Below are 19,889 nucleotides of genomic sequence, written 5' to 3' on the forward strand. Positions count from 1 at the left end.
TCAATCCTAAAATTTTTTAAAAATTTAAAAACTAATTTGTTTAATAGGTTGATAAATTATGTTAGAATACTCCTTATTCACAGTAAAACTATAGGAATTTATATTTTGAGAGAAAATTAGAAAGATTTATATTCTTCCTTGAAGGGGTGGCAGCGAATGGGATCTCATGTTTTGGATTTAAGAATGCTTCAAAACAATTTTAGTACAGAAGAAATGCGATCTGTTTGGAATGATGAAAATAGATTGCAAAAGATACTTGATGTTGAAGCTGCATTAGCATTGGCAGAAAGTGAGCTTGGTGTTATACCAGAAAAGGCTGGAAGTGCGATTAAAAACGCGGCTAAAATAGAAAACTTTGATATTGAGACCATTGCAAATGAGGCTGCGAAGCTTAAGCATTCATTAATGGCAACAGTCAACCATTTGCAATCTTTATCAGGTGAATATGGCGAATATGTCCATTATGGTGTAACCACACAGGATGTGACCGATACCGGTACTATTCTCCAACTCAAAGAAGCAAATGAAATTCTCCGTCGTGATACGAAGAAGGTTGCAGAGCTTTTAATTGGACTTGCTTCAAAATATAAGGATACTCCGATGCCTGGAAGAACGCATGGAATGCAAGGGCTTCCAACTACCTTTGGCTTTAAGCTTGCGGTCGTTTTAAGTGAGTTTGAACGCCATTTGGAAAGACTGAAGGGTGCTGAAAGCCGTGTATTAACAGGTGTCCTTGCTGGCGGAGTAGGAACCTATGCTGCATTGGGAAGTGTTGGTCCAGAAGTGGAAGAAAGAGCTTTGGAGATTCTAGAGTTGAACACTCCAAATATTTGTTGGCATTCTTCTAGGGATCGTATTTCAGAGTATGGTTCAGTGCTTGGATTAATTAGCGGTTCACTAGGGAAATTGGGGAATGAATTCTATAATTTAATGCGAACAGAGATTGATGAAGTCGAAGAACCGTTTGCGGCAGGTAATGTTGGTTCGACAACCATGCCTCATAAACGAAATCCAGCCATTTTTGAAGGGATTGCAAGTCTAACCAAACCAATCCTGCATAGTGTTGCCTTGCTGCATGAATCATTAGTGATGGAACATGAGAGAGATGCTATGAGCTGGCGAAGTGAATGGATTGCATTACCTGAGATTTGTTTATATTTATCTTCACAGCTAAAAAGCACGATTACAGTTTTACAGGGTCTTGTGGTTAAACCTGAAAATATGATGAAAAACTTGGAACTACAGGGGGGGCTTATCCTTTCAGAACGTATCATGTTTGCGCTATCTGAAAAGGTAGGAAAACAAACGGCCCACCATCTGGTCTATGAAATAGCTATGGAGTCATCTGAACAAAAAGTTCCATTTAAAACGCTTCTTATTCAAAATGAGAAGGTGAGTGCAGTCCTATCAGAGGATCAAATTAATCAACTTTTGGATCCTAGCCGTTATACGGGGCTTGCTAGTCAAAAGGTAGACGAGGTCATTGCTTCTATTAAAAGTGGAGGAAATTTAAGTGAGTAATTTGACCTTTCATCAAGCGACGAATGAGGATATCCCAGCAATACTCGATTTATCCCTGCGAGGTTATGCGGCCATTCGTGAATTAGGTATTCATTTTGCTGCGGCAACTGCCGATGAAGAATTAGTGAAAAAAAATATCAATGAGAATATTTGTTTTTATATGAGAGATGGGGACGAAATAGTTGCGACCGCTTCGATCCGAATGCCCTGGAGCAGCCATCATGGACCATATGAAATCCCGCATATTTGGTGGGTAGCGGTGGCGCCTGAGTATAAACGAAAAGGCTATGCAACAAAGATATTAGATTTTATCGAATATGACTTTTTAAGAGATCAGCTTCATTGCCCATCTGTATCTCTCGGAACGGCGAAGGAACATCCTTGGCTTGCTGAAATGTATCTAAAGCGCGGGTACAAAGAGGTTGGCGAGGCGGATTTAGGAAAAGGTCATATGACCGTTTATTTAGAAAAATTGCTATTAACAAAAACATATAAGAAAAGGCAGGGAACAAAATGAAAAGAAAATTTGCACTAATGATTAGCATGGCACTTTTATTATTTTTAGCTGCTTGCGGCGGTACAAATGAAACATCAGGAGATAGTGAAAAAAGTGAAGAGAAAAAGGTAATTCGTGCAGGTTCAACGGCACAAAGCTATCCAAATGGATATGAGGAAGATGGTAAGCTGGTAGGATTTGATGTAGAAGTGTTTGAAAAGGTTGCAGCAAACCTAGGTTATGAAGTGGAATGGGTCAAATCTGATTTTGCAGGATTAATGGGCCAATTAGAAACAGGTAAAATTAATACGGTTGCCAACTTTGTTGCTGTAACAGCTGAAAGAAAAGAAAAATATAACTTCTCAGAACCTTACGCATATGCAGGAGCTACAATTGTTACACATAAAGACAATGATTATGATAGTTTAGAGGATTTAAAAGGAAAAACGGTTTCCGGTGTCCTTGGTTCTAACAATGTGAAAAACTTGGAAAATTATGATCCTGAAATTATTCCAAAAACATATGAAACACGTGATGGAGCTATGAATGATGCTATCAACAAACGTGTAGATGGGTACGTAAACTCTAAATCTTCCTTAATTGCTGAAATTGCAAAAGGTGATCTTCCATTGAAATTTGTTGGTGACCCATTTATATATGAAGATATCGCTTTTCCTTTTGTGAAAACGGAAGAAGGCGAGAAATTAAGTAAAGAGTTTAATGCTGAAATTAAAAAATTACGTGAAGATGGTACTTTAACAGAATTATCTAAGAAATATTTTTCCGATGAAGACATCACAGTTAAGAAATAAATCTGGAGGGACAACATGGAATTAAAACTAGATTTCGGGTACTTAGTCGAAATTATCCCAGAGCTGTTGACATTTATACCTCTTACCTTATTTCTTGCTGTAATATCAATGATTTTTTCAATTATCGGCGGGTTGATTTTAGCCTTAATTATTAGGTCCAATATTCCTGTTCTTAAACAGTTAGCGACGATATATATATCGTTTTTCCGTGCAATTCCAACATTGGTACAGTTGTTTTTAATCTATTACGGATTACCGCAGATTTTTCCTGCTTTAACTGCAATGACAGCCATTACGGCGGCCATTTTAGGGCTCAGCTTAAAACAGTCGGCGTTTTTAGCGGAAATCTTCCGTGCTGCTCTTAATTCTGTTGATAAAGGACAAGTCGAGGCATGTCTTTCTGTTGGAATGACAAGAGCACAAGCCTTTCGCAGAATTGTCCTGCCGCAAGCAACGCGGAATGCGATACCTGCGACAAGCAACGTATTTATCGGCCTGATAAAAGAAACTTCACTGGCATTTACATTAGGGGTAGTTGAATTATTTGCACAAGGAAAAATTATAGCGGCATCGTCCCTTAACTTCTTTGAAACTTATTTAGCATTAGCGTTACTATATTGGTTCTTGATTATCATATTTACTATGATTCAACAGGCGCTAGAAAAACGAATGGAAAAACCGTATATATCGTAAAGGAGTTTTACCATGATAACTGTTACAAATCTGAAAAAGAGGTTCGGTGACAATATTGTTTTAAATGGTGTCGATCTACATGTTGATCGAGGCGACGTATTGGCTATTATTGGACCATCTGGATCGGGGAAATCGACGTTACTGCGCTGCCTCAATTTATTAGAAATGCCAGACGAAGGCATCATTGAAATTGGCGATACAAAAGTTGATGTAACGAAAATGAGCAGGAAGGAAACCCATCTGCTCAGGCAGGAAACAGCAATGGTTTTCCAAAACTATAATCTTTTTAAAAATAAAACCGCTTTGCAAAATGTTACAGAGTCATTAATTGTTGCGAAGGGCATGGACAAAAGGGAAGCAGAAAGAATCGGAAAAGAGCTTTTAATCAAGGTTGGGCTTGAGGATAAGTTTCATCAGTATCCTGCTACTTTATCAGGCGGACAGCAGCAGCGTGTCGGAATTGCTCGGGCACTTGCTGTGAACCCGCACGCCATTTTATTTGATGAACCGACATCGGCACTGGATCCAGAGTGGGTCTCTGAAGTTCTTCAAGTAATAAAAGATATTGCCCAACAAAAAACAACGATGATTATCGTGACACATGAAATGAAATTTGCCGAAGAAGTAGCCAATCGGGTGATTTTTATGGCGGACGGAAATATTGTTGAAGAAAATGGACCAAAAGAAATTTTTCATAACCCGAAAAATGAAAGAACAAAGCAATTCTTAAAAACATTGAAAAGAGATGAATAGCAATCATGAATATGTCTCATGAACTATTAAGTGATTTAATTGAAAAACGAAGATATTTACATGAGAATCCAGAACTTGCTTTTGAGGAATTCAATACGACTGAACATATTAAAAAGTGGTTAGTGGAGCATGATATTTCTATCCTGCCGCTTGATTTAGAAACGGGTATAGTTGCAGAGGTCAAAGGCTCATTTGATGGACCAGCCATTGCGATTCGTGCGGATATTGATGCTTTGCCTATTAAAGAACAAACGGATGTGCCATTTAAGTCAAAATATGAAGACAAAATGCATGCATGTGGTCATGACTTTCACACAACTTCAATATTAGGGGCAGCCATTCTTTTAAACAGCCAGAAAGAAAAGTTACATGGGACAGTAAGGTTTATTTTCCAAGCTGCGGAAGAAGTTGCCCAAGGTGCGAAGAAGTTTGTTGAAAAGGGTGCTTTAGAAGGCGTCTCTTCTATATTCGGTATGCATAATAAACCAGATTTGCCTGTGGGAACCATTGGTGTGAAATCAGGTGGCCTCATGGCAAGTGTTGATAAGTTTGAAATAAAGTTTATTGGCGTAGGCGGTCATGCGGGGATACCTCATAATGCGATTGATCCGATTGTTATTGCGAGTCAATATGTAACGGCCGTACAATCAATTGTTGCTAGAAGAATGGATCTGTTTGATAATGCAGTCGTTAGTATCACTAGTATTCATGGCGGAAATACATGGAATGTAATTCCGGATGTTGTTACACTCGAAGGAACGGTTCGTACGTTCCAGCCTAAGGCACGTGAAGCGATTCCGGGTTTAATGAAGAAATTGGCTGAATCGATTGCAGAAGGAAATGGCGGTTCGGTTGAATTTAATTGGGAAGATTACTTGCCAGTGGTAAATAATGATCCGAAATTTGAAGAAATCATTCGTGCGACTGTCGTTGAAAGTGGTTATGAGGTTGCGGAGGCAGTACCGAGTGCAGGCGGGGAAGACTTCGCGTTTTACCAAACGTACATTCCAGGCTTTTTTGTTTGGATGGGAGTAGATGGACCTCAAGAGTGGCATCATCCTCAGTATGACTTAAAGGAAGACGCGATTAAAGTTGCTTCCGAGTTTTTCGCTAATTTAGCGATAAAAGTTTTAGAAAATGAATGATTTTACTAGATATATTGCTGGATTGATTCAAACCACTCCAGATTATGAACAGCTTGGAATAGTGACCAAAAGAAATTTGAAAAAGGGAGTTTTAGATTATTTTATATCTTGTTTTGCAAGTGTGAAATATGATCCAAACTTCCAAAATGTATTGAATACCGCGATTTACAGCAGCCTTGATAAGGCTGCTGTAATTGGTACGGAATCGAAGGTTCATCCTTATGATGCGTGCCTGATTAACGGGTATTCAGCACATGCCTTAGATTTGGATGATGTCCATTCTGAGATACGAGGACATCCCTCTGCGGTCATTTTAAGCTTATTATTCTCATTGGTAGAGGATAAGAAGGATATGAAATCAATCTATCAAGCTTATTTGATTGGGATTGAAGTCATGACCCGCTTTGCTAAGTTATTGGGCTCAGAGCATTATGAAAAAGGTTTTCATACAACAGCAACAGCGGGAGTGTATGGTGCGGTTGCTGCCGGGGCCCATTATTTGAAATTTTCTTCGGCTCAAATGACACAAGCTCTTAACTTATGTGTCTCTAAAATTAGCGGTTCTAGAAGTCATTTTGGAACATTGATTAAACCACTGCATGCAGGTTTGGCGGCTCAAAGTGCATGGCAGATTCTCCATCTTGTTAAGAAGAATGTCACCGGTAATGGAAATACGATTCTTTCAAAAAATGGATTGCTTTCTATGTACAATGAAAACGAGAGGAATCCGTGGAGGTTTTTTGAAAAATGGGGAGAGCCTTGGGCGATTGATACCCCTGGATTATGGTTTAAATTATATCCATGTTGTTCTGCCAATGCGCATGTGATAGATGCTGTGAAGGACATAAAAGCGAGGCATCGTTTTACAGCGAGTGAAGTTGCCTCTGTCGATTTATATTTTCCTCCAAGAGGAGATGCTGCTCTGGTTTATACATATCCTGAAAATGGAGAACAAGGGCGCTTTAGTGCTGAATATTGCGCGGCTCTGCTAGTGCTGGGATATGATTTATCCATCGAAAATTTTACAGTAAACAATATTTCTGAGGAAGTCCGAGATGTCTTGGGCAAGATAGAACGAAAATACGATGAAAAGATCCCAAAGGCAGAAATTAGTTTTCCAAAGGGGAGATATTGTATAGCAGAGATTTTCCTAAAGGACGGCCAAAAATTTGTTTCCAGAGTAGACGCACCAACCGGTTCACCAGGAAACCCACTAGAAATGGAAGATCTATTAAAAAAAGCCACTACTATATTAGGTCACCAGGCCGATTATATTATTGAACTTTTTTCGGCAGAACCGGAGTCTTGGGGAAAGCTTTTATAGGGATATTTTATTCTGATATGGTTCCAAATTAGAGGTTTTCGATTAGTTCTTTGAACTGTTGGGAAGCCTCTTTTTTGTTGAATTAGAAGGTATAGAGCGGGGGCAATAGAAAATGTCTGGGTCTTCAGGCGTGACTTTTTATAAATTCTGGTGGTTGACCGGTACAAAATAACCAATTTCTTCTTTTTTATAGAATAATAAAAAAATAGCTTTTATAATAAATAGGAAAATAGAGGGAAATGAGAATATTGGGACCGCGGGGACGGTTCTTGTGGCAATAACTAGCTTTATTTGGACCAAAAGAACCGTCCCCATGGCAATAAAAAAGCAGGTGATGAAGTGAGTATTAACGTTAATTTGGCAGCTTCGCAGGCAAATAAAATCAACGATTATTCCTCTAAACTACTTGAGGTTAAGAACAACTTAAATAGGGTAAAAGGGAATCTCAACAATGGCTGGAACGCACAAGAAATGATTTATATAAACCAAAGTATTGACAGTATAAATCGGGAAGTTGCTGCACTGTCTTCTAAGCTGGATTCAATAGGGTCAGATGTTCTCTCAGGTGCACAGCAAATTCAGCGTCAAGAAGAAGCAGAGGCAAGAGCAAAGGCGGAGGCAGAAGCGAAGGCAAAAGCAGAGGCTGAAAAAAAGGCAAATACTGTCGGAAACTAAATTAGTAGAGTAAATGGAGGTGCTATAAATTGCCGCCCATAAAAATTCAAACAGAATATATTAAACAGGCTGGTGCCAGTATTGGTCCTATGTCACAAAAAGTATCAGGAATTAGTGATGGTTTAAGCGCGCTGAGGTATTCTATTGATCATGAAATCATGAACCGGGGGAATTTACGTTCGAGATTCTATGCTGCCATTACGTCAGCAAATCAATTAGAGACGCGGATAAGAAACTTGGACCGGTTTATTGCTCAATCCATGGATCAGTATTGCAGGACGGAGACTGAGCTAACGAAAAAGTCGGAATCTGCCATAACTCCTGAATCTAAGAAATCAACTATTGCTAGTATCTTGAATGTCTTTAACTACATCAATGGAAAACTTAGTATCGGGGATGCCGCCTTAGTTGGCACACAACTGTTCACAATTGCACTTAGTGCTGGGATTTCTCGGAAGCTGAAAATTAATTACATAGGCGGGAAGCCAACGTTTTGGAAGAAGATTAAGGGTGATTATAAATTTACAGTAGGAGCTCATCCATCCTGGAAAAGCAGGGGAAGAGGAAGATATGATTCTAAACTCGCACGTGCGATCTACAATTTTTCAAAATCGAGCCCTGCGAATCCGATCGTAAAGCAACTTCAAAAGATAGCAGCCTCTTATAATAATCCTTCAGCTCTATTAAAGCACGCTGCTGGTTATCCAAAAAATTTGAATCTGTTAAAAGCGGATACCTTATCTGGTACATTCCAAAAACGAATAACGACGGGTACAAAGGAAATTGCTGAGCACCTAATCGATGCCAAGGGTTGGACCAAGGTGGCAAAGAAAGTCCCATATGTTGGCTGGGGAATATCAATCGCAGCAAACACTGCAGAGTTTGTTGACCCTGACAATGCAGGTAAGACCAGTGGTGAAATAACCGGACGCGCAGTTGCTGGCCTTACCGCTGATTTTGTCGCAATCAGTGGAGGCGCTAAAGTGGGTGCGATGATTGGGAGCGTGGGTGGCCCTGTCGGAATCGTAGTTGGTGGTGCCGTTGGTGCCTTAGTCGGCGGAGTCGGAAGTATTGTCTTTGAAGACCAGATTAAATCTGTCGGCGAAAAGGCAGGAGGAGCAATTGAGGAAGGAATTAAAGATATAGGTGCGGGGATTAATAACACTTTTAAATCCGTAGGAAGCTGGTTCAACTAAAAACGTTTTTTTTTTAAGAAAGCGAGAAATCTTTAGCAAATCTTTTAATAAAGGATAAGGATGAAACATGACTTTAGAAACGATGAAACTGATTCAAGGCTTATTATCCTATTATTTGAGTATTCAAATAATGTTTAGTATCTTGGTATTTTTACTCGGAAGGATTGTACTTGATGTTTATGAAACAGGTGTTTATGAAAATCCTAAAACGGTATTCCAACGGACGCTTACGGTTATAACCAATGCTTTTCTTGGTATAGGACCTTATCTAAACAAGAAATTTTTAAAGCACTCTTTCTTAAAAAGAAAGTTCTTTATGTTGATTTCTATAGTTGTCCAAATTATTGCCTCTATTATTGTTTATTATCTGATTAAAAATCTACTTCGGGCGATTTTTCTATAATCGAGAACAGTGACCAGGGGGACGGTTCTTGTGGCAAAACTTGCTCTTTCAAAAAACCGTGAGAACCGTCCCTATGGTTCGAAAAGGAATGTGAAATAAATGGATTATATTATGACTTGTACATCAGCTGAGCTTGCGCTCTTAGTTACTCTAAGTGGATATCCTGGTGTAGCAAAGGGTATTGCGGAGGCTTCGGTTGGAGAAAAGAGCCAAAAAGAATGGGATTCCATTATGGAAGTGACGACTCACCAATTAATCCTAAAGCAGCTCTGGGATGACGAAAGAGAGTTAAAGGGAGAGATTCCATTAAGGGATGAAATTCAGCAATTTATTCAGAGCTATGTCGAATCGAAATGGATGATTCGCTGCTCGAATAAAGGGCAATCGAACATTCTAATGATTCATCATGTTGAAAAGGATACATGGATGACTCATATCATCGATCGAGACATTATCCACGAATTTGCCTATGTCAAAGGTGCTGATATTCCAAACGTAATACGAAACTATTATTCTTTTTCGGAAGAGGGTATTGAAGGTGCCCAGCTGTTTCAGCTATCCGACCAGGCATTCGATTTGCTGAGTGAACACCATAACGTAAAGAAAGTAAGAAAAATAAGCCGTTTTTCCCCTGAAGAAGAACAGAGCTTTCGATTGTTTGTCGATGATTTAGAAGCGCAGACTTGGTCTCTTTATAATATTTCAATGTTTTATCATCCAAGTATTGAAAGAGACCCCATTCTTGAAAATATTGTCTTCTTTCTTCCCTCTGCAAAAGGGATATGGGTCGTCGAATATACGGACCATCCGACTGTACCAGTAAAGGTTGCATTAAATACGTTTGAGCAGTGGTGTGATTTATTAAATGGTGTAGGGCTTGAAGCTTCAAGTGTGAATAGTTGAAAATGAAAATCCATGTGAGCAGCCTCATATGGATTTTTTTGTTATAAAAAAATTGTTTATACGGTTCTTTCTTCACATGTAACCTAACGAAAAGTACTAGGAATAAAAGGCTAGAAGGGCTCTATACCGGTAGTTATGTGGAAGAGGAAGGTTTTTGCCAAATTGTGTCTAAAGTATGACGGACCAAGTAGAAAATTGCTTTATAATAACAAATATAGGAAATTGTTTCTACTAGAGCTACTTTGGCTTGATATAGGGAGAGAATTATTTTGATAGTAACGCTGTTTGATAGAGGTAAAGCATTTCATCTGGTGTTACCTGAAAAAATAACTGGGAGATACCTTCTCACGACAGTTGATAAAGATGGTAATACGCTTGAATTAATGGCGATTGAAGCGGAAGACGGTAAGTGGTTTGTAAAATCAAATAAATATGCCTACCTAAAGGGCGCTGCTGGTGAAAAGGTTGGAAAAATTCCGGTAGAGCCTTTTATGACGTATACGATCTATCGTGCTGAGGATTCGTCGGCGCTTTTATATGTGGAGCCAGCAAGTGAAGGACGGAAAGAGTTTACAAGACATATGGTTTCAGCAGATGTGATTAAGATTGGTCGGGCAAAGGATAACGATATTTGTTTTACCGACAAGTTGGTATCCAGTTTACACTGTTCGGTTGTATACGATGGGAAAGGTCAAGCTGTAATCCGGGACCATAATAGTTCAAATGGCACCTATGTCAATGGTGAAAGAATTAAGGAAAAAGTGCTCGAAATTGGCGATGTGATTTCGATTATGGGCTTACGGATTGTTTACAATGGAAGATTGCTTTCACTAAATAATCCCCATCAAATAGTGTTTTTAAATCGAAACGCTTTTAAACCTTTTGTTGTGGAACAGCCAATTGTCCAAGAGGATGAGGATCTCGATGATTTCTTAATCGAAGAAGAACAGGATGAATTGTTTTATCGTTCACCGAGGTTTAAACGGGATATTGAACGAAAGACCATCAAAATTGATCCGCCGCCGCAGCAAAATAATTCCGAAGAAACACCTTTAATGCTGATGCTTGGACCGTCAATTACGATGGGGATGGCTTCGTTGTTTACAGGTATATTTGCGGTCCAAAATGTGATGCGGACAAATGGGGATATTATGTATGCAATGCCTACACTTATCATGTCATTAAGTATGATGATTGGGATGATTCTTTGGCCGATTTTAACAAAAAGGCATGAGAAGAAAAGGCGGATGGAGCAGGAGAAAATACGTCAGGAAAAATATAGCAAGTACATAGAAGAGATGAAACAAGTGGTGGAGGACGAATGCAAGTATCAGAGTGAGATTTTGCATGAAAATCATATTCCCCTTTACCTTTGCTTGAAAAGGATTCGTAATCGTGAACGTAATTTGTGGGAACGGACGCTAGGACAAAATGATTTTCTCAAAATAAGGGTCGGTTTAGGAGATTTGCCCTTAGATGCGGAAATCAAATATCCTGAGAAGAAATTTACGCTTGAGGATGACAACCTCCAAGATGAATTGTATCAGTGGGTAGAATCTCCTCAAATCTTAAGACAGGTGCCTGTCACCCTATCGCTTACGGATGAGCGCGTAAGCGGGATTATTGGAAAAAGGGATTTAGTTGTTGAGTTCGCGAAGGGAATTATTTTTCAATTAGCGGCCTTACATAGTTACGATGAATGTAAATTCGTGTTTCTTTACGATAACGAAGAACATGATTGTTGGAAGTTCGTCAAGTGGCTGCCGCATGTCTGGGATGAGGGCAAGAATGTCCGCTTTATCGCCTCCGATGCGAATGAAATAAAGGAGCTTTCTGCTTATTTTGAAAAAGAAATCACCCATCGAGCTAGCCTGGCTAACAGTAATGAAGCGGATATTAAGCAGCATTATGTTGTTTTTTCGATGAGCAAAGAGTTAGCAGGAAAAGCTGAAATGGTGAATTTACTTTTAAAGGAAAAGAAAGAGATTGGCTTCAGCTTGATTACCTTATACGACAGTTTGGAAATGCTGCCGAAGGAATGCACCAATGTCGTTGAGCTTAATGACAAAATCAGCAAAATCTTCGATAAAGACGATATCTCAGGAAAGTATCAAAACTTTGCTGCCGATATTTTTTTACAGCAGGACGCAGAACCCATTGCCGTAGAGTTGGCCAATATCCAGCTGGCATCTTCTGTGAAAGCCTACACACTTCCTGATATGATCACCTTTTTAGAAATGTTTGGCGTTGGAAAAGTGGAGCATTTAAATGCGCCGACTCGATGGAAGGAAAATAATCCGACCCAGAGTATTGAAACACAGATTGGTGTTAACCAGAATGGTGAGCCCTTCAAGCTTGATCTTCATGAGAAATACCATGGTCCACATGGATTGATTGCAGGTATGACTGGTTCTGGTAAGAGTGAGTTTATTATGACCTTCATCTTATCTTTAGCGGTAAATTACCACCCAGATGAAGTCGCCTTTATTTTAATAGATTATAAGGGCGGGGGGATGGCCAATGCCTTCCTGAACCTGCCGCATCTAGCAGGGACGATTACTAACCTTGATGGGGCGGCTGTCAAACGATCACTGATTAGTATTCAAAGTGAACTAAAGCGGCGTCAGGCTATTTTCAGCGAAACAAGCAGAAGGCTGAATGAAAGCAATATTGATATTTATAAGTACCAAAAGTTATACCGTGAAGGTGCGGTTTCCGAGCCATTACAACATTTATTCATGATTTCCGATGAGTTTGCCGAATTAAAAACGCAGCAGCCTGAATTTATGGATCAGCTGGTCAGTGCTGCTAGGATTGGAAGAAGCTTGGGTGTCCATTTAATCTTAGCGACACAAAAGCCTTCTGGGGTTGTTGATGATCAAATTTGGAGTAACAGTAAATTCCGTATCAGTCTTAAGGTTCAGGAAAAGGCGGACAGTATGGAAGTCATTAAACGTCCGGATGCGGCAGAATTATCACAGACGGGTCGTTTCTACTTGCAAGTGGGCTATAACGAATTGTTTGAACTTGGTCAATCTGCCTGGGCAGGGGCTCCGTATTACCCTGCAGATAAGGTAGAAAAAACGAAAGATGATGGGATTTCGGTGATAGATAATTTAGGACGCGTGATGAAATCGGCAAGAATCGATAAGCGGAAAGATACAATCAAAAAACCAGCGAGTCAAATTGATGAAGTCACCAACTATCTAGCAAATCTAGCAAAACAAGAAAATATTAAAGTAAGACAGCTTTGGTTAGATCCAATCCCAGCTGACATCTATCTGGATGAATTAAAAGAGAAGTATCGTGAGACAGGCTCACAGCAGTTTGAACTTAATCCTGTGATTGGCGAATATGATGATCCAGCAAATCAGCGCCAGGCAGTGCTAAGGCTGCCAATCACCCAAGAAGGGAATACCGTCGTATATGGGGTGGCTGGAAGCGGGAAAACAACCTTCTTAACCTCGCTTATCTATTCTTTGATGGAAGAACACACGCCTGAAGAAGTAAATCTCTATTTACTAGACTTTGGTTCAGAAACATTAAGCTGGTATCGTGAGTCACCGCATGTCGGTGATGTGCTGCTGTCACATGAAGGGGAAAAAATCGATAATCTCTTTAAAATGATGACTAGTGAAATCGCTGCGAGAAAGAAACAATTCGCAAATTTTGGGGGAGACTTCAAAGTCTTCAATCAGCAGTCGAACGAAAAAGTACCTTCGATTGTGTTGTTGATTCACAATTACTCTGCGTTTTCAGAGATGTATGAACACTATGAGGAAGCCATTTCATTTTTAACGCGAGAAGGAACGAAGTATGGAATCTACTTCGTGGTAACCGCGTTAAACACGGGTGCAATTCGATACCGTCTTCGGCAGAACTTCAAGCAACTGTTTGTCTTGCAGCTGAATGACACAACCGAATATTCTGGTGTGTTAGGCAATGTTGATGGTGTCTATCCATCGAAAAATAAAGGAAGAGGAATTTTCAAAACAGAGAATGTATATGAATTCCAAGTTGCTCAAATTTCAAAAGAAGCATCGGACTTGTACGGCTTTGTTACATGTTTTTGCAGTGAGCACCAGCAGAAATGGAACAAGAATTCAGCAAAACGAATTCCGATTCTTCCAGATCAAGTGGATATCAAGTATTTACAGGATGAAATTCGCTTCAATCAAACAAATAAAATACCAATTGGGGTCGAGAAGGACTCATTAAGTATCTATCCTTATGATTTTACTGCTTCAGCGATCAATCTCGTAACTTCGCTTACGGGTGATGAATGCTCTGCGTTCATGCAAGGGCTTGCCGAGGTTATCACGATGAAGGACAGCAGAGAAGTAATTGTCATCGACGCTGATGGCAGCTTTGTTTATGACGGCAGCCGCACGTATCAGTATGTGATCGGGCAAAAGCCGATAGAAGAGATGATTGTCTATTTATTTACCACATTAGTGTACCGCAACAACACAACAAAGGATGCAATCACAGAAGGCAAGCCAGCACCGGTGTTTGAAAATATCACCTGTATCATCCATTCTTTCACAGAATTGAATGCACAGCTATCCGATGATGGAAAAGATAAACTGAAGGTCTTTTTAGAACGAGTAAATGGACTGAATGTGACGATTATCTTCTCTGAGCCAATCGATAAACTAAGCTCATACACATATGAACCTTGGTTCCAAAAACAAGTATCAATGAGTGACGCACTTTGGGCAGGAAATGGTATTGCCGATCAATACACACTCAAAATCAATAAAATTACCAATGATATGTATGGTGAATTAGCAGAAGACTTTGGTTATGTAGTAAACAAAGGAAAGGTAAAGCTAGTAAAACTCCTGACCACTGCAGCAAGTGAAGAGGAGGCGGTGCAATATGCATAAGATTTTAGTCGAGATTTATAACCCAGCTTCGAACGACATTTATGACGTATTTATACCGCTGAAAAGTCCTGTTTATGAAGTAGTCTATCTGCTAACACATACAATCTCTGACCTTTCACAAGGGCATTACAAGGCAACAGAACAAAGTATTCTATGTGATCGGCAAACAGGGGATCTATTTGATATCAACAAAACCATCGAAGAAATTGGTTTAAAAAATGGATCCAAGCTAATGTTACTGTGAGTTTATCAAGAGCAATGGCACGGCGCGAGATTGCTCTACTTAAAGTCCTGCTAAAGGAAGGTGCACAATGAAAATAACAAAGAAGGTACGATCCATCCTTCTTCCATTCGTTCTATTAATAGGAGTGACAGGCTGTATGAGTGAGAAATCTTCAGAGAACGAGATACTGACATATTTAGAAGAGACCTATAATGAAACCTTTGAAGTGGAAACCTTTAAGGAAGGAAGCACCATTTTTAAAAACATGTACGGTGCCGATAAAGTGATCGTTCATCCGAAGGGTAAGCCTGAGCATGTCTTTTTAGCAGGTGAAGATAGAGACCATGAAGGGGAATATTACGATAACTATGTGTTATCTAAATGGTCGGATGAACTGACAAAAAGGTTAAAACCTGAAATTAGCAATCTTCTGCCAGAGGACGCTGAATATAGGGTTTTGTTATTTGTCGAGGACGGAAAATACGATAGCTCCATGAAGGATATGTCTGTCGATGATTATCTTGCAAAGGTAAATAATGATGTAAGTATTGAGTTAAAGGCAGCTATTAAAAGCGCAGGGAACCCAAATGTAACGGGCTATAATGAACCAATTTATCAGCTGTTACAGGTGGTTAAACAAATGGATGTAAAATCAAGCCGTGTTTCAGTAGGATTTGTTGACAGCGCAGCGGATATTTCCGATTATATTCGAACCTCAAGTGTTAACAATACACCTTGGTCAAATTTGGATGCAAAAGTTTACGCAACGATCATGGTTGATAAACGTTTTGAAATATCTGATGCAAGTCAAATAGAAGAATATTATAAAGCGTTTAAGGAGTGATACCATGTCACTTTCTAACTTAAATGATGAAGAGAAAAATGTTCTTCTCCAGTTATCTTATTTTGACTTACCAGGAGATTTATCTGGCTTGACGGTTAAGGAAATATGGGAGGAAGCAATGCGAACTCCTAATAACGGCGGAGAGGCCAGAAGAATCAAGCTTGAGGAGTATTTTACTTCTGATACACACAAAAACTCCAGTTTGGCTGAGGTTACACTCCAAGGGTATCAAAACAACAATCCAACAATGAGCGGCGAGTCGGAATCAGGCTTTGTTGGCTATGCATGGGGTGACAAAACAGGTAATGCAGCAGCTGTTTATCGAGGCAGTGAGGATTTTAAAAATTGGGACCATTTTAAAACCGATTGGGTATCAAATGGATCCGCGGGGATTGGAAATGAAATCGAGCAGCAAAAGGAAGCCAATCACTTCTATGAGGAATTTGTAAAGGGTGCAGCGGGAGAAAAGTTAATCGTTGGTCATTCAAAGGGTGGCAATTTAGCTTCATATGTTTTTGTAAATAACTTAGCTGATCACCCTAGTGGCTATGTGGTCAACGGTGCTCCATTATTTTGGCCAAGTTTAACCGAGGAACAACAAGAAGCATTAAAAAGTAATAAATTTGATTTTATTGCCTATGAAGGTGACTTTGTACATGATCTAGGGTTTGCACCTTATGTTGATAAGACAGTTGCGATTAATAAAGAGGACTATGATGATCCATTTTATCCACATTATGAAACGAGTGTAAACTTCGCCAATGGCTCATTTGAAAAGTCCCGGCAAGGATCGATTTTTGCACCTAATGATATTAATCCAGAGGTAATTAAGTTTGCAATTGTAAATGCCATAAATGAAGTAAGAGAAGCCTATAAGGCAGAGTTAGCCATTACAAACGCAGCATTAATGGTTATCCATGCTACTTGGAAAGGCATGGAAGCAGCTGCGAAACGTGTGGCCGATGGCTGTGTAGCGTTCTTCTCTGGATTGAAGAATATCACCTCCAAGGTAATCGATGATCTAAAAGGTTTCTTCAGTTCCGTTAAAAAAATGGCGAAACGCCGCCTTCTCAATAGGACAGTCGGTGCCTTTACGGGAACCAGCTTCGCTGTCGAACCGTATCTTAAGGTGGATTTACATAGATTGTCCTATTATGCAGATAGATTAGAAGCGATAAAGCGAAAGACGAGTGCTTTGAATAATAGAATCGATGATTTGTATTTTGAAGCAGGGCTCTTTGGGCTGGACAACGTGTTGAAAGCAGATATTTTAACGACGTTTAACGGCACAATCAATCAAAATATTACCTATTTGAATACAGTAAAAGCTCTGCTGGAAAGAACCGAGTCCCTTTTAGTGAATAAAGCACGGTCAATCCAGTAGTGGTTCGGGGGAGCAAAATGGATAAGAATGTTCAAAACAAGGTTAGTAGTATTATTGCCGATATAAATGAGATTGCTAGAGAGTTAGAGGATATTTCACACAGTCTTGGCCGAGAGTTTAAAGGAATTGGCTCAATGAAGAGTGCACAAAGCCTGCAGCAAGCTGCGAATAAGTATCGTAATGTGACGCATGAGTTAAGGAAAATCTAGTTGATCCAGCACGGACAGCACTTTAAAGGAGGTGAGAAGAATGGCAAGAACAATCACAGTTGATCCAGCAAAGCTAGACATTGCTGCGGCGAAGATTGATCAGCAATCAGCTGATTATGAGCGTGTTTATAAAGCTCTTTTCAATGAGGTTGAAGGGATGCAGGCTGCTTGGCAAGGTACTGATAATTTAGCTTATGTAAACCAGATTAAAGGATTTATGGATGATTTCAATCAGATGACGAGTTTAATGAAGCAATACTCTGAGTTCTTAAAAGTAAGTGCACGTACTTATCGTGACACTCAAAATGAAGTCATTAATGGAGCAAGACGTTTAACGAACTAATCGAGTCATAATGCGAATGTGAGGTGGAAATCATGGCAGTTGAAGGAATCAAAATATCCTTAAATGAAGTTAGCAGTACAGCCAATCAAATCCGTAATTTAAACCAACAATTAACAGGCAGATTGGATGAGATGAAGAGAGAAATGAATGCTTTAGCGAATACATGGAATAGTGATGCATCGAATACGATTCGGAATAATTTCAATGCACTTACACCAAAGTTTGATAACTTCCGTGAAATTGTTGACAGCTATGCAAAGTTTTTAGATCAAACGGTAAATGCCTATAACTCTACAGAATCCGCAATCAACAGCAACGCGAGTGCATTTAAATAAGCCTGCAGGATTGTTCCTAACTCTCTTATTAGAGGAGAGTTAGGAACAACAACGTTTCGAAGAGCAAGGAATAACGGGTGCATGAAACCCTAAGGATGGAGACGATTAGGATGAAAACCGATTTGGAAAAACTTTTTTCAGGGATGTTAACGAAAGAACAGCTGATGACTCATTTAGTAAACATCGTCGATCATTTAGCTGAATTACAGAAAAATAGTGAAAATTTCGGTAACATTTTGCTAGACAAGAAACATATTTTTCTTGATCACTTTTCAAATAGATTAGTATTTATGTACCTTCCCGTAAAAGATAATGTCTTTGAAAAGGTATCAATGAGTGAATTCTTTAAAGAATTAATTGCTTCGACTTCCTATGATGAAAATGACGACTTACAGTTTTTCGTCAAGCTTCATAATTACCTTGCTTGTACCTCCGAACTCCAGTTGCAGGAGTTTAAGGAAAAACTAATTGAGTTTTCGGGCAGAAGTGGAAATAAAAAAGAGGCTGTTACCGAACCGAACACCAATTTTTACAGTCCGGGATTCATCACGCGTGCATTGGCACTTGCGGATGAGGGGACAACGGTTTTAGGAACATTTACTGAGCGGGACGACCAAGAAGAAGGTACAACCGCATTAGGGGTAGACAATGGTTTGGTGCTAAAGCCATTTCTCCTTGAAGAGGCAACAGGTGAAAAAATTGTTATAACAAAAGAAGTTTTTAAATTAGGAAGGGATCCTGAACAAGCCGATTATGCTTCGAACAATAAAGTGGTGGGGCGGATCCATGCAGAATTGATTACCTTTGATGGCGAATATTTTTTAATTGACAAACATTCAAGAAATGGCAGCTATCTTAACGGAGTCAAACTGTCCCCAAATGAAAAGATCAAAATTAAACATGAAGATCGAATAAAGCTTGCTAATCAGGAATTTGTTTTCAAATTGTTTTAAAAGGAGGTTAGCTAATGGCATTTTTAACAGCGCACCATACTGATGTTGGTATTAAAAAGAAAACCAATCAAGATGCCTTGTTACTAAAGACAGCCAAAACTCCGAAAGGTCCGGTCGCTCTCTTCATCGTCTGTGATGGGATGGGAGGCTTGTCGCACGGTGAACTGGCAAGTGCGACAGTCATTAGAGGAATGGCAGAGTGGTTCGATGCGGAAGTGCCAAGACTGTCGCACTCAGAGCATATTGAGGATGAAATCTATTCAGAAGTAGAAACGTGCATTAAACAATTGAATGAGAAAATCCTCCATTACGGTGAGACCTCAAAAGTGAAATTAGGGACTACTCTAACTGCACTTTTGATCGTTCACAATAAATATTATATTGCACAAATTGGGGATAGCCGGGCATATAGCATTTCTAATTCTCTTAACCAACTGACAAATGATCAAACAGTAGTGGCGAGGGAAGTGGCTCGCGGGAACATAACAGAAGAGCAGGCGAAAGTGGATCCTCGCAGAAATGTGCTGCTGCAATGTGTTGGGGCAACAAAGGAAATTGAAGTGGTTTTTTCCACGGGTGATGTCCAGGCAAACACGGTGTTTATGTTATGTTCGGATGGATTTTACCATCAAATCACGGAGGAAGAGTTAGCGCTGAATCTCAAACCAGAAACGATAAAGAATGATCAGCAATTGAAAGGTAAAGTTGTTCAGTTAGTAGAGTTAGTCAAGGCAAGGAAAGAAGTAGATAATATTTCGGTTGTAGCAGCAAAAGTTTTGTAAGCAGCG

General features: G+C 39.5%; 20 protein-coding genes. All 20 read left to right on the forward strand.

Annotated elements, in window-relative coordinates:
* Positions 1 to 156: 156 nt before the first annotated feature.
* Complete coding sequence (purB, locus tag ACY3XC_RS23465) at positions 157 to 1,521, forward strand: adenylosuccinate lyase (RefSeq protein ID WP_464870716.1); 1,365 nt, start codon at positions 157 to 159, stop codon at positions 1,519 to 1,521.
* Entirely contained in the window at positions 1,514 to 2,038 is a 525-nt protein-coding gene (locus ACY3XC_RS23470) for a GNAT family N-acetyltransferase (protein WP_464870717.1), read from the forward strand. The genes purB and ACY3XC_RS23470 overlap by 8 nt, the downstream gene beginning before the upstream one ends.
* Positions 2,035 to 2,829, forward strand: a complete 795-nt coding sequence (locus tag ACY3XC_RS23475) for an amino acid ABC transporter substrate-binding protein (protein WP_464870718.1) — start codon at positions 2,035 to 2,037, stop codon at positions 2,827 to 2,829. Before ACY3XC_RS23470 ends, ACY3XC_RS23475 begins: the two co-directional genes overlap by 4 nt.
* Before the next feature lie 15 nt (positions 2,830 to 2,844).
* Positions 2,845 to 3,522, forward strand: a complete 678-nt coding sequence (locus ACY3XC_RS23480) for an amino acid ABC transporter permease (protein WP_179160630.1) — start codon at positions 2,845 to 2,847, stop codon at positions 3,520 to 3,522.
* A 12-nt stretch (positions 3,523 to 3,534) separates the two neighbouring features.
* A complete protein-coding gene (locus ACY3XC_RS23485) occupies positions 3,535 to 4,275 on the forward strand; it encodes an amino acid ABC transporter ATP-binding protein (protein WP_179160629.1) in 741 nt (246 codons plus the stop codon).
* 5 nt (positions 4,276 to 4,280) lie between these two features.
* Entirely contained in the window at positions 4,281 to 5,420 is a 1,140-nt protein-coding gene (locus tag ACY3XC_RS23490; protein ID WP_464870719.1) for an amidohydrolase, read from the forward strand.
* Entirely contained in the window at positions 5,413 to 6,744 is a 1,332-nt protein-coding gene (locus ACY3XC_RS23495; protein WP_464870720.1) for an MmgE/PrpD family protein, read from the forward strand. The genes ACY3XC_RS23490 and ACY3XC_RS23495 overlap by 8 nt, the downstream gene beginning before the upstream one ends.
* Before the next feature lie 339 nt (positions 6,745 to 7,083).
* Entirely contained in the window at positions 7,084 to 7,419 is a 336-nt protein-coding gene (locus tag ACY3XC_RS23500) for a hypothetical protein (RefSeq protein WP_464870721.1), read from the forward strand.
* A 29-nt stretch (positions 7,420 to 7,448) separates the two neighbouring features.
* A complete protein-coding gene (locus ACY3XC_RS23505) occupies positions 7,449 to 8,615 on the forward strand; it encodes a hypothetical protein (protein WP_464870722.1) in 1,167 nt (388 codons plus the stop codon).
* A gap of 67 nt (positions 8,616 to 8,682) precedes the next feature.
* Positions 8,683 to 9,018 (forward strand): hypothetical protein, encoded by a 336-nt coding sequence (locus tag ACY3XC_RS23510; RefSeq protein WP_464870723.1) that lies wholly within the window; start codon positions 8,683 to 8,685, stop codon positions 9,016 to 9,018.
* Positions 9,019 to 9,117: 99 nt separating this feature from the next.
* Positions 9,118 to 9,921 (forward strand): hypothetical protein, encoded by an 804-nt coding sequence (locus ACY3XC_RS23515; protein ID WP_464870724.1) that lies wholly within the window; start codon positions 9,118 to 9,120, stop codon positions 9,919 to 9,921.
* Positions 9,922 to 10,190: 269 nt separating this feature from the next.
* Positions 10,191 to 14,810, forward strand: a complete 4,620-nt coding sequence (gene essC, locus ACY3XC_RS23520) for a type VII secretion protein EssC (RefSeq protein WP_464870725.1) — start codon at positions 10,191 to 10,193, stop codon at positions 14,808 to 14,810.
* Positions 14,803 to 15,054: a methyltransferase gene (locus ACY3XC_RS23525; RefSeq protein WP_464870727.1), complete on the forward strand. Its 252-nt coding sequence runs from the start codon at positions 14,803 to 14,805 to the stop codon at positions 15,052 to 15,054. Before essC ends, ACY3XC_RS23525 begins: the two co-directional genes overlap by 8 nt.
* A gap of 67 nt (positions 15,055 to 15,121) precedes the next feature.
* Positions 15,122 to 15,877 (forward strand): hypothetical protein, encoded by a 756-nt coding sequence (locus ACY3XC_RS23530; RefSeq protein ID WP_464870728.1) that lies wholly within the window; start codon positions 15,122 to 15,124, stop codon positions 15,875 to 15,877.
* 4 nt (positions 15,878 to 15,881) lie between these two features.
* Positions 15,882 to 17,261, forward strand: a complete 1,380-nt coding sequence (locus ACY3XC_RS23535; protein ID WP_464870729.1) for an Mbeg1-like protein — start codon at positions 15,882 to 15,884, stop codon at positions 17,259 to 17,261.
* Between the two features lie 17 nt (positions 17,262 to 17,278).
* The gene (locus tag ACY3XC_RS23540) at positions 17,279 to 17,470 is read left to right on the forward strand and encodes a hypothetical protein (RefSeq protein WP_464870730.1); all 192 of its coding nucleotides are present in this window, start codon (positions 17,279 to 17,281) and stop codon (positions 17,468 to 17,470) included.
* A 40-nt stretch (positions 17,471 to 17,510) separates the two neighbouring features.
* A complete protein-coding gene (locus tag ACY3XC_RS23545; protein ID WP_464870731.1) occupies positions 17,511 to 17,813 on the forward strand; it encodes a WXG100 family type VII secretion target in 303 nt (100 codons plus the stop codon).
* A gap of 32 nt (positions 17,814 to 17,845) precedes the next feature.
* Complete coding sequence (locus ACY3XC_RS23550; protein ID WP_411256681.1) at positions 17,846 to 18,148, forward strand: pore-forming ESAT-6 family protein; 303 nt, start codon at positions 17,846 to 17,848, stop codon at positions 18,146 to 18,148.
* Positions 18,149 to 18,258: 110 nt separating this feature from the next.
* Entirely contained in the window at positions 18,259 to 19,101 is an 843-nt protein-coding gene (locus tag ACY3XC_RS23555; protein WP_464870732.1) for an FHA domain-containing protein, read from the forward strand.
* Between the two features lie 14 nt (positions 19,102 to 19,115).
* Entirely contained in the window at positions 19,116 to 19,883 is a 768-nt protein-coding gene (locus ACY3XC_RS23560; RefSeq protein ID WP_464870733.1) for a PP2C family protein-serine/threonine phosphatase, read from the forward strand.
* Positions 19,884 to 19,889: the final 6 nt, after the last annotated feature.

This window comes from Bacillus sp. CZDM1 (assembly GCF_055502545.1).